The organism is Mycoplana sp. 10N416 (assembly GCF_056394765.1).
This window is the reverse complement of the sequence record NZ_JBFTIM010000008.1, coordinates 98,681-111,978: the sequence shown is the minus strand read 5'-3', so window position 1 is coordinate 111,978 and position 13,298 is coordinate 98,681. Positions and strand designations below refer to the sequence as shown.

The 13,298-nt window shown below is 60.6% G+C and carries 18 protein-coding genes; 9 read left to right on the top strand and 9 right to left on the bottom strand.

The genetic code is table 11. The features are described from left to right. Positions 1–203 precede the first annotated feature (203 nt). From AC1DDS_RS17260 to AC1DDS_RS17245, 4 genes are all read left to right on the top strand, one after another. A complete protein-coding gene (locus tag AC1DDS_RS17260; RefSeq protein ID WP_477480014.1) occupies positions 204–536 on the top strand; it encodes a hypothetical protein in 333 nt (110 codons plus the stop codon). A gap of 526 nt (positions 537–1,062) precedes the next feature. Beyond that, positions 1,063–1,257 (top strand): BRO-N domain-containing protein, encoded by a 195-nt coding sequence (locus tag AC1DDS_RS17255; protein ID WP_477480167.1) that lies wholly within the window; start codon positions 1,063–1,065, stop codon positions 1,255–1,257. A gap of 62 nt (positions 1,258–1,319) precedes the next feature. Next, positions 1,320–1,604, top strand: a complete 285-nt coding sequence (locus tag AC1DDS_RS17250) for a hypothetical protein (RefSeq protein ID WP_477480013.1) — start codon at positions 1,320–1,322, stop codon at positions 1,602–1,604. 144 nt (positions 1,605–1,748) lie between these two features. Next, entirely contained in the window at positions 1,749–2,384 is a 636-nt protein-coding gene (locus AC1DDS_RS17245) for a recombinase family protein (protein ID WP_477480012.1), read from the top strand. Positions 2,385–2,414: 30 nt separating this feature from the next. On the opposite strand, the gene AC1DDS_RS17240 is transcribed toward AC1DDS_RS17245, so the two are convergent. Together AC1DDS_RS17240 and AC1DDS_RS17235 are read right to left on the bottom strand one after the other, a co-directional pair. After that, on the bottom strand, positions 2,415–2,651 hold the full coding sequence (locus AC1DDS_RS17240) for a hypothetical protein (RefSeq protein ID WP_477480011.1): 237 nt from the start codon (positions 2,649–2,651) through the stop codon (positions 2,415–2,417). Then, positions 2,648–2,935, bottom strand: coding sequence for a hypothetical protein (locus AC1DDS_RS17235; RefSeq protein ID WP_477480010.1), 288 nt, complete (start codon positions 2,933–2,935; stop codon positions 2,648–2,650). The genes AC1DDS_RS17240 and AC1DDS_RS17235 overlap by 4 nt, the downstream gene beginning before the upstream one ends. A 90-nt stretch (positions 2,936–3,025) precedes the next feature. On the opposite strand from AC1DDS_RS17235, the gene AC1DDS_RS17230 reads away from it, so the two are divergent. Then, the gene (locus tag AC1DDS_RS17230; protein WP_477480009.1) at positions 3,026–3,244 is read left to right on the top strand and encodes a hypothetical protein; all 219 of its coding nucleotides are present in this window, start codon (positions 3,026–3,028) and stop codon (positions 3,242–3,244) included. Positions 3,245–3,635: 391 nt separating this feature from the next. Here AC1DDS_RS17230 and AC1DDS_RS17225 read toward each other — a convergent pair whose 3' ends face one another. The 5 genes from AC1DDS_RS17225 to AC1DDS_RS17205 all read right to left on the bottom strand — a co-directional run bounded on the left by AC1DDS_RS17225 (position 3,636) and on the right by AC1DDS_RS17205 (position 8,259). Continuing rightward, entirely contained in the window at positions 3,636–4,412 is a 777-nt protein-coding gene (locus tag AC1DDS_RS17225; RefSeq protein ID WP_310421004.1) for an amino acid ABC transporter ATP-binding protein, read from the bottom strand. A gap of 16 nt (positions 4,413–4,428) precedes the next feature. Beyond that, entirely contained in the window at positions 4,429–5,583 is a 1,155-nt protein-coding gene (locus tag AC1DDS_RS17220) for an amino acid ABC transporter permease (RefSeq protein ID WP_477480008.1), read from the bottom strand. A gap of 1 nt (position 5,584) precedes the next feature. After that, positions 5,585–6,793, bottom strand: coding sequence for an amino acid ABC transporter permease (locus tag AC1DDS_RS17215; RefSeq protein ID WP_477480007.1), 1,209 nt, complete (start codon positions 6,791–6,793; stop codon positions 5,585–5,587). A gap of 97 nt (positions 6,794–6,890) precedes the next feature. Then, positions 6,891–7,919 carry an amino acid ABC transporter substrate-binding protein gene (locus tag AC1DDS_RS17210; RefSeq protein WP_310420998.1) on the bottom strand — a complete coding sequence of 343 codons (1,029 nt, stop codon included), beginning with the start codon at positions 7,917–7,919 and terminating at the stop codon, positions 6,891–6,893. Between the two features lie 109 nt (positions 7,920–8,028). Continuing rightward, complete coding sequence (locus AC1DDS_RS17205) at positions 8,029–8,259, bottom strand: hypothetical protein (RefSeq protein WP_477480006.1); 231 nt, start codon at positions 8,257–8,259, stop codon at positions 8,029–8,031. A gap of 24 nt (positions 8,260–8,283) precedes the next feature. Between AC1DDS_RS17205 and AC1DDS_RS17200 the strand changes: the two genes are divergently transcribed. Continuing rightward, a complete protein-coding gene (locus tag AC1DDS_RS17200; protein ID WP_477480005.1) occupies positions 8,284–9,474 on the top strand; it encodes a cystathionine beta-lyase in 1,191 nt (396 codons plus the stop codon). A 70-nt stretch (positions 9,475–9,544) separates the two neighbouring features. Here the strand turns inward: AC1DDS_RS17200 and AC1DDS_RS17195 are convergent, their stop codons facing one another. Together AC1DDS_RS17195 and AC1DDS_RS17190 are read right to left on the bottom strand one after the other, a co-directional pair. After that, on the bottom strand, positions 9,545–10,711 hold the full coding sequence (locus AC1DDS_RS17195) for an FAD-dependent monooxygenase (protein WP_477480004.1): 1,167 nt from the start codon (positions 10,709–10,711) through the stop codon (positions 9,545–9,547). A 26-nt stretch (positions 10,712–10,737) separates the two neighbouring features. After that, positions 10,738–10,983, bottom strand: a complete 246-nt coding sequence (locus tag AC1DDS_RS17190; RefSeq protein WP_310420992.1) for a zinc-finger domain-containing protein — start codon at positions 10,981–10,983, stop codon at positions 10,738–10,740. 172 nt (positions 10,984–11,155) lie between these two features. On the opposite strand from AC1DDS_RS17190, the gene AC1DDS_RS17185 reads away from it, so the two are divergent. The 3 genes from AC1DDS_RS17185 to AC1DDS_RS17175 all read left to right on the top strand — a co-directional run bounded on the left by AC1DDS_RS17185 (position 11,156) and on the right by AC1DDS_RS17175 (position 13,165). Then, positions 11,156–11,941 (top strand): alpha/beta fold hydrolase, encoded by a 786-nt coding sequence (locus tag AC1DDS_RS17185; RefSeq protein ID WP_477480003.1) that lies wholly within the window; start codon positions 11,156–11,158, stop codon positions 11,939–11,941. 94 nt (positions 11,942–12,035) lie between these two features. Beyond that, the gene (cysE, locus tag AC1DDS_RS17180; protein WP_477480002.1) at positions 12,036–12,869 is read left to right on the top strand and encodes a serine O-acetyltransferase; all 834 of its coding nucleotides are present in this window, start codon (positions 12,036–12,038) and stop codon (positions 12,867–12,869) included. A 92-nt stretch (positions 12,870–12,961) separates the two neighbouring features. Beyond that, positions 12,962–13,165, top strand: coding sequence for a DUF3126 family protein (locus tag AC1DDS_RS17175; protein WP_310420986.1), 204 nt, complete (start codon positions 12,962–12,964; stop codon positions 13,163–13,165). Positions 13,166–13,298 lie beyond the last annotated feature (133 nt).

Below are 13,298 nucleotides of genomic sequence, written 5' to 3'. Positions count from 1 at the left end.
TGTTCGTGGATGACATTCATCCTTCTTTTTCTGTCTAGTCCAAGCTGCTTCGGCAGCCGTCCCGATTGACCCCGGCCCCTTGTCCCCGTGACAGGGCGTCGGGGTTTTTTCGTCCTGGCAGTCCCAATCCACCATCCACATCCCAATCAACGACAGAACAGAACCGACTGGAGCTTGACCCCTCCAGCCTTGCAGGAACATCCATGACCATCAAAATCATCATCACCCCACTGAAGCTTGACAGGCGGGGGCAGCCTTACTCGGTCTCCCTCGCTGGTGAGACCATCATTCCCAAGTCCCATGTCCCTTCCCATGATGCCTGTCGCTACCTCGCTCAGCGGGGCTTCAATGGAGCCGTCGAGGTCTGGGGCGATGGCGAAGCCTATCCACGGCTACTGATCGCAGACCTGAACAAGGCCGCTGAGTTCACCGTGAGTGAGACCGAGAAGCGCGGCCCGCGTGTTGTCCGGTACAGGCCCCTCGATCAGAGCGTCTTTGCCCGTGAGGCCCAAGAGCCGGTCTGGTATCAGGACTGACCAGCCGGGGACCGTGGTTCTTTCGTCTCCCCACATGGCCATTTACAGCCGTTCTCTATCTGGCTGGTGTCTCGGTCCATACTGATCGGGAAGGCCCACAAATGGCCACCCCGTCACACTGACTTAGGCGGCACGGCCTCGCTGTCCTGCACCGTGCCCTCCGGCCTCCGTCTCGTTTCCTCTCGGTAATGCCATCGCAAGTGTCCAACTGGTGATGCGAGGGGATGATGACGGGGGCCGTCCTGCCTCATTCGGTTCCCTTCATAGACGCTGCCCAGATTATCCAGAGCATCCAGCGGCGTTGGTGAAGGGGACCGGGAGGAAGTGCTACCACCTCTCCACCAGATGAGCGCACTTCGCCCTGAAGAAGAGTGGTCTGATCACGCTTCATCATCCTTTGTTCTCTGGTAAAACCCGGAATGTTTTTGGCACGATAATCTGAGGCCAAATCAGATAAAGGGAAAACCCCGGTTCCCCCGGTGCCCCCTTCGATCACAAGGAGGCGGGCCGTGTTCGCCCCGCTGAGATCACCCTCCACACCGTTAACGAAGAACTCCGCGTCCTCGGTCTGAGTAATACCTCCGTAGCCATCAGTCATGTGGCCGAGGACGAGAAATCTAAGGCTGACTTGGGTTTGTCCGGTAAGGCCCCGCTGATCATCTCCGAGAGTGACTTCTACAAACTCATCGTGCGCTCCGACAAACCGGAGGCCAGCGGGTAACGTTTTTCTAAACCGGAAATAGTAACGGTAAATAGAACACCTTACGGCGCTGGATCGCTTCCATGAACGACCCTAAAACAGCCTCGCACCCCGGTCGATGTGACCTGCTTAAGAAGCTTTCCGCTGCATTTGGTTTAGCAGCGTTTGGTCCAGCCGCGCTCATGGCTGTGGTGGCGCAGTTCATGGAAGGCGAATACCGTAGTCGTGGGCGCGTCGTTGTTTCGTTCTCTGAGGAGCCATTCGAGTTTTACATCATCAGTCTCGTTCTCGGGGCCGGTGCGCTACTTCTCACGGCAATAAGCGTAGGGTTCGCGTTTTATCTGTTGCAAGGGCGTCAGAAGAAATAGCGAGAGAACTAGCGGCGTGTCCGATAGGGCATACCTAAGCGGACAGGCCAAGGCTTGCCATTATTTTGTCCGTTAGGGTTGACTTCGTATTTTCGGACAAATAATCATTCGGACACATTCCATACGGACAATCCGGAGAGACACATGGCAACCTTCCTTTATGCTCGTGTATCGACATCTGAGCAAACCCTTGACCACCAGCGCACCCAAGCGGAACAGGCTGGCTTCAAGTTCGATCATGTCATCGCAGATCACGGCGTCTCTGGCGTCTCGGTCCTGATGAAGGACAGGCCAGAAGGCAAGCGGCTGTTCGACATGCTGCGATCTGGGGATACGCTGGTGGTTCGCTGGGTGGACCGGCTGGGTAGGAATTACCGGGATGTGACAGACACCATCCAAGAGTTCATTCGCCGTGGTGTCATCATCAGGACCATCATCAACAGTATGACCTTTGACGGTGCGACCACAGACCCCATACAGATGGCCGTAAGGGACGCGTTGATTTGCTTTATGGCTGCCACTGCGCAGGCACAGGCAGAGGCCACCAAGGAGGCCCAGAAGGTCGCCATAGCGACGATCAAGGCCCGCGATGATGGCACCTACAAGGGGCGTAAGCCCAGCTTCAGCCGCGATCAGATGACCGAGGTCATGGATATGGACGGCAAGGGGAGTAGCGTTTCGGAGATCGCCAAGGCCACGGGCTTGTCACGGCAAACCGTCTATCGGATTAGGGACGATGCGGCAGGGGCAGAGAAGGCGTTGGCTACGTGGGGGATGTGAATGTGCGAGTATTTGTCTTTCGCGCCTAGATTATGAGTTTTCACCGTTGCGCTTATCATCGCGGATAAGTCTCTGAAGCAGACGGCCTGGGTTCGCCAATAAAACGATCGACCAACCTGCGATCGCTGAATAGAATGGTGGCACATCGAGAATTTTCCCCATAAATAGCGCAGGAAATGTGGCGATATACATATAAGTGTATCGCGATTTCCTGCCGAGAAACAGGTGGTGGAAAAACGTCGTTACGAATTCACGAATCGCCGTCATTTTACTTTTTCCTGCGCATCCCTAGCGACCCTCTTACACTCCCGGAACACGATCATGAGGTAGCCGAACAGGCCCCCATAGGCCACAACGACAAAAAACGGAAAAAATACCCAAAAGCCATTCCAGATAGGAAGGCCCAAGCCCATTCGTTCAAACACGGTGAGCAACGCAAAGGGTGGAGCTATAGCCATGAGCAGAACTGTAAGCTTGTCCCCTATGGAAGAGAACTTCCACATCATGCCCATAGCATCGGTCGCAGCCATGCGGTCATCTGCCTTGGCCATTGGATTCCTTACCAGCGCCTCACCAACGCATTTTCTGTGACTTCAGTCGGGACGCTTGTCTGATCGCCTCGCTACATCCAGCAACAGGGAGTGGCGAATTCTCTTGTCTATACGCTTGTTGCTCTGGACCTCGTTGACAGCGATCCAAATCAGCACCGCTATCCAAAACGCGCCAATCAAGCGAATGAACCAGAGCGCACCTATCGGGCCGAACAAGAGAACAAACAGCGCCCCGCGTCCCTTCGGCTCGACCTCGTCAATCACCAGAAGGGCCAGCCCTGTGAGCAGGGCACCCGCGATGCAGCCTAGGATGTAGCCGTTCCGACGAAGCATATCGGATAGGTAGCATCCAAGCGTTAATACTTCAGTATCTCTCGGGTCGAGCCGAGAAGGTGCCGTTGCCCGCCGCTACAAATGTCGCTTTGACGGGAGCGCACGAAACTGGTACACAAACCGTCGAGGCGCAGGGAAATTAGCAAGGTAAATCAATAGGTAGGCTGGGTGGCGGCAGACTTCGAATCTCTCCGCTCCAACCACCGTATCCCCTTGAAATTGCAGTTTACGTCGCCGGCCATTGCCGGCGATCAGACGGCCGCGTCTGCGGTCCGGATCGGTTTATATCAAGGCGGGCAGGGAGCCTTTGTCGGCGCTCCACTCGGGCGACCTTCGCCGCCCGAGTGCGCTGCCGGTCCCGAGTAGCTCAATGCAAAATCTGGCTGAGGAACAGCCGCGTGCGTTCGTGCTGCGGGTTGTCGAAGAAGTTGTGCGGGTCGTTCTGCTCGACGATCTGGCCCTGGTCCATGAAGATGACGCGGTGAGCGACCTGGCGGGCGAAGCCCATTTCATGGGTGACGCAGAGCATGGTCATGCCTTCTTCGGCAAGCGAAACCATGGTGTCCAGCACTTCCTTGACCATTTCCGGATCGAGCGCCGAGGTCGGCTCGTCGAACAGCATGATCTTCGGCTTCATGCAGAGCGAGCGGGCGATCGCCACGCGCTGCTGCTGGCCGCCGGAGAGCTGGCCCGGATACTTGTGGGCCTGCTCGGGGATCTTGACGCGCTCGAGATAGTGCATGGCGACCTTTTCGGCCTCCTTCTTCGGCATCTTGCGCACCCAGATCGGCGCCAGCGTGCAGTTCTCCAGAATCGTCAGGTGCGGGAACAGGTTGAAATGCTGGAACACCATGCCGACCTCACGGCGCACCTCGTCGATCTTTTTCAGGTCGTTGGTCAGTTCGATCCCGTCGACGACGATCTGCCCCTTCTGGTGCTCCTCCAGCCGGTTGATGCAGCGGATCATCGTCGACTTGCCGGAGCCCGACGGGCCGGCGATGACGATGCGTTCGCCGCGCATCACCTTGAGGTTGATGTCGCGCAGCACGTGGAAGTCGCCATACCACTTGTTCATGTTGACGATCTCGACGGCCACGTCGGTGGCGGAAACCGTCATCTTCTTGGATTGGGCCAGGTTTGCCATTTGGTATTCCCCTTGATTATCTCTTGTGGCTCGTATCGAGCCGGCGCTCCACGAATGCTGAATAGCGCGACATGCCGAAGCAGAAAAGCCAGAATGTGAACCCGGCGAAGATCAGGCCGGTCAGCGGGGTGACCGGGGTGATCCAGCCCGAATCGCCGAAACTCGCCTTTACGATACCAAGCAGATCGTACATCGAGATGATGGTGACGAGCGAGGTGTCCTTGAACATGCCGATAAAGGTGTTGACGATGCCCGGGATGACGAGCTTGATCGCCTGCGGCAGGACGACGAATGTCATCTTGTGGAAGTAATTCAAGCCCAACGCATCGGCGGCCTCGTACTGCCCCCTGGGGATCGCCTGCAGCCCACCGCGGATCACCTCCGCCATATAGGCCGAAGCGAAGATCGCCACGCCGATCAGCGCGCGCAGAAACTTGTCGATGTTGTTGCCGGGCTCGAGGAAGAGCGGCAGCAGCACGCTCGCCATGAACAGGACGGTGATCAGCGGCACGCCGCGAATCAGCTCGATGAAGGCGATGGAGGCCGACCTGACCACCGGCATCTTCGAACGCCGACCAAGCGCCAGCAGAATGCCGGCCGGCAGCGATATGACGATGCCGACGAAGGACAGGATCAGCGTCACCATCAGCCCGCCCCAAAGGGTCGTTTCGACGTGAGACAGGCCGAAGCGACCGCCGATCAGCAGAAAGTAGGAGACGATCGGAAGAGCGACCAGAAGCAAGATCGCGTTCAGCCCCTTGCGCGGCACCTTCGGAACGAGAAGGGGAACGAGCAGGGCGACGAACATGCCGACGACCAGAAGCGGCCGCCAAAGCTGGTCGCGCGGGTAGGAGCCGAACATGAACTGGACGAACCGATCGCCGACATAGGCCCAGCAGGCGCCGCTCCAGCCGCTCGGAAGCGTTCCACCCTGATCGACGGTGAGGCAGGCGGTTCGGTCTGCGCCAGCCCACACGGCGGACAGGAACAACCAATCGATGGCGCCCGGAAGCAAATACAGCAGGGCGGCGATGGCGATCACCGTCATCGCGCCGTCGGTCCAGGACGAAAAAAGGTTCTTGCGCATCCAGCCGATGACCGAAGAGTCGGAGATCGGAGGCTGCTCGGCGGCAATGAAGTGGTCGCGGACGTAGGACAGGTTCTCGGCCATTTCAGCGCTCCACCAGTGCCATCTTGGCGTTGAACCAGTTCATGAACAGCGAGGTCACGAGGCTGATCGACAGATAGACCGCCATCCAGATCGCGATGATCTCGATCGAGTGGCCCGACTGGTTGAGGATCGTGCCGCCGACCGCGACGAGGTCGGCGTAACCGACGGCGACCGCAAGCGAGGAGTTCTTGATGAGGTTGAGGTACTGCGAGGTGAGCGGCGGGATGATGATCCTGAGCGCCTGCGGCAGGACGACGAGCCGCGTCGTCGAGGCCGGCCTGAGCCCCAATGCGTAGGATGCCTCCGTCTGCCCGTGCGGGACGCCCCTGATGCCGGCGCGCACGATCTCGGCGATGAATGACGCCGTGTAGAGTGACAAAGCCAGGTAGAGCGCCAGAAATTCCGGGCCGATCACCATGCCGCCCTTCATGTTGAACGAGCCGGGAACGGGGTAATCGAAGGACAGTGGCAATCCTGTGAGAAGGAAGACAGCCATCGGCAGCAGAAGGATCAGCGCGATCGACACGACCAGGACCGGGGGACGTTTGCCGGTTGCCCGCTGGCGTGCATTCGCCCAGAAAGCAAACGCAATTGCGGCGATGATACCGGCGACGAAGGCGGCGACGACATAACCGAATCCCTCGCCGAAGACCGGCGCCGGCATGTAGATGCCGCGGTTCGAGATGAAGAAGACCGCGTCGGGATTGTCCTTCACGTGCTGGAAGATGGTGCGGATCGTCGGCAGCAGCGCCAGCACGCCCAGATACCAGAAGAAGATGACGAGAAGCGGCGGGATGTTGCGGAAGATCTCGACATAGATCGTGGACAGCCGGGCGATGAGCCAGTTGTGCGACAACCGGCCGATGCCGACCAGCAGCCCGACGATCGTTGCGGTGACGATGCCGCAGGCGGCCACGACCAAGGTGTTGAGCAGGCCGACCTGCAAGGCCCGGAAATAGGTCGAATCACTGCTATAGGCGATCAGGCTCTGGGCGAGGTCGAACCCGGCGCGGCTGTTCAGGAAGCCAAAGCCCGACGTCATGTTGGCACGGGCGAGGTTTTGCATCGCGTTGTGCCAGGCGTACCAGATGACCCCAACGATCAAGACAAGCGTGAGTACCTGATAGACATACCTTCTAAGCGCTGGGTTGTAGAGAAGCGATACCTTCGGAGGGTCGCCGCCCCCGGTGCGGACGTGCGCAACAGCCATTCAGAACCCCTATCGTTGTGTTCGCCCTTTTTTCCGGGCGTTTCACTTTTGGGGGAGGGCGGAAGTCCCGCCCTCCCGTTTGCTGCTCGGTTGCCGATCAGCGGATCGGCGGGGCGTATTGCAGACCGCCCTTGTTCCAGAGCGCGTTGAGGCCGCGATCGATCTTCAGGGGCGAGCCCTGGCCGACGTTGCGCTCGAATGATTCGCCGTAGTTGCCGACGGCCTTAATGATCTGCACGGCCCAGTCGTTCGGAAGGCCGAGATCGGCGCCCAGCGTGGAGTCGGCTTCTTCGCCGAGGAAGCGCTTGATGTCGGGGTTGGCCGACTTCTTCATCTCCTCGACATTGGCCTGGGTGATGCCGAACTCCTCGGCTGCAACCAGGGCATAGTGCGACCAGCTGACGACATCCAGCCACTTGGAGTCGTTCTGGCGGACCGCTGCGCCGAGCGGCTCCTTGGAGATGATCTCCGGCAGGACCATGTGGTCGTCGGGGTTGGTCATCTTCAGGCGGATCGAATAGAGGCCGGAGGCGTCGGTCGTGTAGGCGTCGCAACGGCCGGCGTTGTAGGCCGCATCAGCCTCGTCCTGTGCCTCGAACACGACCGGCTTGAAGTCCATGTTGTGGGAGCGGAAGAAGTCGGCGAGGTTCAGTTCGGTGGTCGTGCCGGACTGCACGCAGACGGAAGCGCCGTTAAGCTCCAGCGCGGACTTAACGCCCAGTTCCTTCTTCACCATGAAGCCCTGGCCGTCATAGTAGGTGACAGCGCGGAAATCGAAGCCGAGCTGCGAATCACGGCTGGTGCTCCAGGTGGTGTTGCGGGCCAGCATGTCGACTTCGCCCGACTGCAGGGCCGGGAAACGGTCCTTGGCGGAGAGCGGCGTATACTTCACCTTGGTCGCGTCACCGAAGATTGCAGCCGCCACCGCCTTGCAAAGGTCAATGTCCAGACCTGCCCAGTTGCCGGCGGAATCCTGCGCACCGAAACCCGCGAGGTTCGAGCCGTTGACGCCGCACTGTACGAAACCCTTGGCCTTAACGTCCGAAAGCGTATCGGCCTGAGCGGCCTGGGCGCCAATCCCCATGACGGCAGCGCCGATTACGGCTGCCACGATCTTTTTTGTCATGTTTTACAACCCTTGTTCTATGATCTTTCCACGTCCGCGTGGCGCCGGCGTAGTGCGGGAGCGCTGCGGCACTCGCCACCCTCCCGGCGCGAGTTGACCTATCTCATGCTCAAAACGACGCAGGGTCAAGAGAGGCGACCCATTTTCCAACCAGAGCGTCGATTTCACCGATTTTGGTGGAAAAACAGGCAAAATCCGTTCGAAAGTCGGCTGAAATTGCCAAAAATTGCGCCAGTCCAGCGCCGAGCGGCGCCTTCGACATGTCAACCCGTGATGGTTTCTTCAGGATTATTGTCTTGACGCTTGAGAGCGCCCGTCGGAAGAGTTCGGGTTCTTCCAACGCAAGCAACCTTCCGGATAAACAATGAAAGACAAAGCTGAAGTGCTCGCTGGTGCGGGCGACAATACCCGCCTTGCCCATATCGGCAATGATCCCATGGATTTCCACGGCTTCGTCAACCCGCCGGTCGTCCATGCCTCGACGGTCCTGTTCCCCGATGCCGCGACGATGGAGAAACGGGCGCAGAAGTATAGCTACGGGACGCGGGGCACGCCGACGACCGATGCTCTCTGTGACGCGATCAACGAGTTGGAAGGGTCTGCCGGAACGATTCTCGTCCCCTCGGGGCTGGCGGCGGTGACGGTGCCCTTCCTGGCGTTCCTGTCGGCCGGCGACCATGCGCTGATCGTTGATTCGGTCTACAGTCCCACCCGGCACTTTTGCGACACGATGCTGACGCGGCTCGGCGTCGCCGTGGAATACTACGACCCGGCGATCGGCGCTGGCATCGCCCGGTTGATGCGGCCGAACACGAAGCTTGTCCACACCGAGGCACCGGGCTCGAACACCTTCGAGATGCAGGACATCCGTGCGATCGCGGACGCCGCCCACAAGGGCGGGGCCGTCGTCACGATCGACAACACCTGGGCGACGCCGCTCTATTTCAAGCCGCTCGACCACGGCGTCGACATCTCGATCCATGCGGCAACGAAGTACCCGGCCGGTCACTCGGACATCCTGATGGGAACGGTCTCTGCCAACGCCAAGCATTGGCCGCAACTGTGGGAAGGGAATTTCGCGCTGGGAATCTGCGGTTCGCCGGACGATTCCTACCAGCTTTTGCGGGGCCTGCGCACCATGGGCGTTCGGCTGGAGCGCCATCAGGAAAGCGCACTGCGTCTGGCCGAGTGGCTGGAAGGAAACGACCAGGTCGCCCGCGTGCTTCATCCGGCGCTTCCGAGTTTCCCCGGCCACGAATTGTGGAAGCGCGATTTCAAGGGCGCGAGCGGCATCTTTTCCATAGTGCTTGAGGGGGGAAGTCCGGATCGCTTCAGAGCGAAGGCCCATGCCTTCCTCGATGCCTTGCGCATTTTTGGTCTCGGCTATTCCTGGGGTGGTTACGAGAGCCTCGCCGTGCATGTGAACCTGAGCGACCGCACGATCTGTACGGCGCCGAAGGAAGGCCCGGTGCTGCGTCTGCAGATCGGGCTTGAGGACGTTGCCGATATCCGAGCCGACATCGAGCGGGGACTTGCCGCCGCGCGTGCCGTCTGAGGCAGATATCGCGCAAAAACGAGAGCGGCGGGCCCGGCCGGCGGCCCGCCGACGAAGGGCCGTGCTCGCCTCAATCGAGGGCGCGATACCCGTAAAGCCAGTCCAGATCCGCAGCAAGGCTCTCCGGACTGCGCAACGCCAGAACGGCGTCACGGGCGAGTGCGATCGGCCCGCGGGCGTGGTAGGCGAAGCGATTGAAGTCGGCACGGGCGCGAACACGCTTCAGACGTCCGCGCCGCCGTTGTTCGAAGGCGGACAATGCGGTGGGCAGATCCGCGGCGGTGGCGATCGTTGCGGCAAGCTCGGCGGCATCCTCGATCGCCATTGCCGCACCCTGCGCCGCAAACGGCGTTGTCGCATGGGCGGCGTCACCGATCAGGATCATGTCGCGATTGTTGAACCAGCGTCCATCGGCGCATTCGTGAAGTGGCCAGGCGAGCGGTGTCTCTGCCGCGCGCAGGAGCGCGACGATCTCGTTGTTCCATCCCGAAAACGCATCCAAGCGCAGCGCCATGCCCGCCTGGCCGGATGTGGCTGACCAGATGTGGCCGCGGAACGCGCCCTGATGGATCGCGACGACATTGAAGGATTGCACTTCGGCGATCGGATAGGCGACGAGATGCGCCGATGGCCCGGTCCAGGCGACGACGGAGCGCGGATCGAGAAACCGGGGGGCACCGTCGAACGGCACCATGAAGCGCCAGGCAAGGCTTCCGCTAAAGCGCGCCGGCGGGGCGGCGGGAACGGCGGTACGCAATATCGACCAGACGCCGTCGGCGCCGACGATTAGATCCGCCGGCACGCCGATCTGAGCGGCAATCGCCGCCGGGTTAAAGCGGGCGACCTGTGCGCCGAGGTGAACCTGGACGAGCGGTTCGGCCCGCGCGGCGTCGAGCAGGACGCGTTGCAGCGTGGCACGATGGAGGACGCCGTAGGGATAGTGCCAGCGCCGCCGGGCTTCCACGCCAACGGAGATGGCGGTGAGCGGCTTGAGCGTGCGGCCGGAGGCGAGCACGATGCGCTCCGGTTCCAGCCACTGCGTTTCGAGGGCGGGCAGAACACCGATTCTTGCGAGGATGCCCGAGGCATTGGGCGAAATCTGCAGGCCGGCGCCGACCTCTTCCAGTCGGTCCGCCTGTTCAAGGATGTGACTGGCAATGCCCTTGCGGGCGAGGCATAAGGCGGCGGTCAGCCCGGCAATGCCGGCGCCGACGATTGCAACCGTCTTGACGGTCATCGTCCCGCCGCCTCAACACGCATCGGTTACGCAGCCTGGTTGGCGAAGGTGCAGCCGACCGGGATTGTCTGGGTCGCCTTGAGCGACGGGTTGTAGCGAAAGAGCGTCGAGCAGTAACCGCAGACCTTCTCGTTGTCGTCGCCCATGTCGATGAAGATGTGCGGATGGTCGAAGGGGACCGAGGCGCCGACGCACATGAATTCCTTGACGCCGATCTCGATCACGGCATGTCCGCCGTCGTTCTGGAAATGGGGAATGGTGTGTCCGGCCATGGGATGCTCCGAAGTCGAAAGGTCGCAATTTGCGGCGGACCATATAGCTCTCGTGGTCAAAAGTGTAGCGGCAAAACCGCCGTCTTGGGCGAGAAATTCCGAAGCAGACGTTTTCTTGGGCGACAATCCCGCCTATGAGCGGTGGGCACGAATGCATTGGCAGAGGCGCGCGATGAATCTCAATCTTCCTTCCTTTTCCCGGTTTCGCCATGACGGCCTCGAACTGGCCTTTTTCGACGAAGGCGATCCGGCGGGCGAGCCGGTGCTGTTGATCCACGGGTTCGCCTCGAGCGCCAGCGTCAACTGGGTTCATCCCGGTTGGCTGAAAACCCTGGGAGATGCTGGCTACCGAGTGATCGCCATCGACAACCGTGGCCACGGCAGGAGCGACAAGCCGCATGACTCGGCGCTGTACCATCCGCCGCTGATGGCCGGCGATGCCGCGGCTTTGCTCGATCATCTCGGCATCCCGCAAGCCCATGTCATGGGCTATTCGATGGGGGCCCGCATCACCGCATTCCTCGCGCTCGCCCATCCGCACCGTGTCCGCTCGGTGGTCTTCGGCGGGCTCGGCATCGGTATGGTGGACGGGGTAGGGGACTGGGATCCGATCGCCGGCGCCTTGCTTGCCCCCTCCCTCGACGACGTCAGTTACGAACGCGGGCGGATGTTTCGCGCCTTTGCCGACCAGACGAAGTCCGACCGCCAGGCACTGGCCGCCTGCATCATGACATCGCGCGATCTCCTGACGGCGGCGGAGATAAGTCGGATCGAGGCGCCGGCGCTCGTCGCTGTCGGCACCAAGGACGACCTTGCCGGCTCGGCGCAGGCGCTCGCCGAACTGATTCCGCATGCACGCGCCGTCGATATTCCGGGCCGCGACCACATGCTTTCGGTCGGGGATCGCGTCTTCAAAAAGGCGGTTCTGGAGTTCTATTCGGAATTGGATGGTCGCTAGGTCAGGACCAAGAGCATTGCGCACGTTCCGGGGCATTCCGCCCAGGGCAGGTTTGCACTATATAATGAGCTGTGAGGCAAGAAGGAGCACGGCGATGGTCGCCACGAACGAAAAGCGCGCCGACGACAGACTGAAGGTGATGGACCCGATCTGGGACAGCCTGCAACAGGAAGCGCGCGCCGCCGCACTCGCGGATCCGCTGCTTGCGGCCTTCCTTTACTCGACCGTGATCAACCAGCCCTCGCTGGAGGCCGCCGTCATCCATCGCGTCTGCGAGCGTCTGGACCACCCCGACCTGCAGGCCAATCTCCTGCGGCAGACGTTCGAGGAAATGGCGACGTCCTGGCCGGAATGGGGCGCGATCCTACGCGTCGATATCCAGGCCTTCTATGATCGTGACCCTGCCTGCATCCGCTTCATCGAACCGGTGCTCTACTTCAAGGGTTTTCATGCCATTCAAACCCACCGGCTGGCGCATTGGCTCCACGCAAATGGTCGGCGGGATTTCGCCCTGTACCTTCAGAGCCGCTCGTCCGGCGTGTTCCAGACGGACATCAATCCTGCCGCCCGCATCGGCAAGGGCATCTTCCTTGATCATGCGACCGGCCTTGTCGTCGGCGAGACCGCGGTGATCGGCGACAACGTTTCGATCCTGCACAACGTCACCCTCGGCGGAACAGGCAAGGAGGGCGGTGACCGGCACCCGAAGATCGACAACGGCGTCATGATCGGAGCCGGCGCGAAGATCCTTGGCAACATCCATATCGGCCACTGCTCGCGCATTGCCGCGGGGTCCGTGGTGCTGAAGGACATGCCGTCGAACTCGACCGTCGCCGGCGTGCCAGCCAAGGTCGTCGGCGAGGCCGGCTGCTCGGAGCCCTCGCGGGCCATGGATCAGATTCTGCACGGCGCGGGCTTCGACATCTGAACGGAAAACCGCTGAAAGACACCCGTACGTGGGTTTACAGCTTCCGGCGCAGGTGCGAGAAGCGGCCAACCGAACCGAACGGAGACTAGATCGTGAAGCCCGAAGAGATCAGGAAGCTTGAGGCCTACTTCAAGCGCAACTTCAACAAGGACATGGTCGTCAAGGCCCGCCCCAAGAAGGACGAGTCGGCGGAGGTCTATCTTGCCGATGAGTTCCTGGGCGTCGTGTTCCGCGACGATGAGGACGGTGAACTGTCCTACAACTTCTCGATGGCGATCCTCGACATCGACCTTTGAGTTGCTTTGGCAGAGACGTTTGGAAACCCGGGTCGCAAGGCCCGGGTTTTTTGCTGAGATGTTCAAACCCTTGCAAATCCTAAGAAATGGCGCATTGCAGCATCAAATTGACTTTATTGTGCAGCGCATATAA

Excerpts from the sequence above, each read along its gene's own strand:
- AC1DDS_RS17260 (WP_477480014.1), top strand. The coding sequence starts at position 204 with ATGACCATCAAAATCATCATCACCCCACTGAAGCTTGACAGGCGGGGG.
- AC1DDS_RS17250 (WP_477480013.1), top strand. The coding sequence starts at position 1,320 with ATGAACGACCCTAAAACAGCCTCGCACCCCGGTCGATGTGACCTGCTT.
- AC1DDS_RS17245 (WP_477480012.1), top strand. The coding sequence starts at position 1,749 with ATGGCAACCTTCCTTTATGCTCGTGTATCGACATCTGAGCAAACCCTT.
- AC1DDS_RS17240 (WP_477480011.1), bottom strand. The coding sequence starts at position 2,651 with ATGACGGCGATTCGTGAATTCGTAACGACGTTTTTCCACCACCTGTTT.
- AC1DDS_RS17235 (WP_477480010.1), bottom strand. The coding sequence starts at position 2,935 with ATGGCCAAGGCAGATGACCGCATGGCTGCGACCGATGCTATGGGCATG.
- AC1DDS_RS17225 (WP_310421004.1), bottom strand. The coding sequence starts at position 4,412 with ATGGCAAACCTGGCCCAATCCAAGAAGATGACGGTTTCCGCCACCGAC.
- AC1DDS_RS17220 (WP_477480008.1), bottom strand. The coding sequence starts at position 5,583 with ATGGCCGAGAACCTGTCCTACGTCCGCGACCACTTCATTGCCGCCGAG.
- AC1DDS_RS17215 (WP_477480007.1), bottom strand. The coding sequence starts at position 6,793 with ATGGCTGTTGCGCACGTCCGCACCGGGGGCGGCGACCCTCCGAAGGTA.
- AC1DDS_RS17210 (WP_310420998.1), bottom strand. The coding sequence starts at position 7,919 with ATGACAAAAAAGATCGTGGCAGCCGTAATCGGCGCTGCCGTCATGGGG.
- AC1DDS_RS17200 (WP_477480005.1), top strand. The coding sequence starts at position 8,284 with ATGAAAGACAAAGCTGAAGTGCTCGCTGGTGCGGGCGACAATACCCGC.
- AC1DDS_RS17195 (WP_477480004.1), bottom strand. The coding sequence starts at position 10,711 with ATGACCGTCAAGACGGTTGCAATCGTCGGCGCCGGCATTGCCGGGCTG.
- AC1DDS_RS17190 (WP_310420992.1), bottom strand. The coding sequence starts at position 10,983 with ATGGCCGGACACACCATTCCCCATTTCCAGAACGACGGCGGACATGCC.
- AC1DDS_RS17185 (WP_477480003.1), top strand. The coding sequence starts at position 11,156 with ATGAATCTCAATCTTCCTTCCTTTTCCCGGTTTCGCCATGACGGCCTC.
- cysE (WP_477480002.1), top strand. The coding sequence starts at position 12,036 with ATGGTCGCCACGAACGAAAAGCGCGCCGACGACAGACTGAAGGTGATG.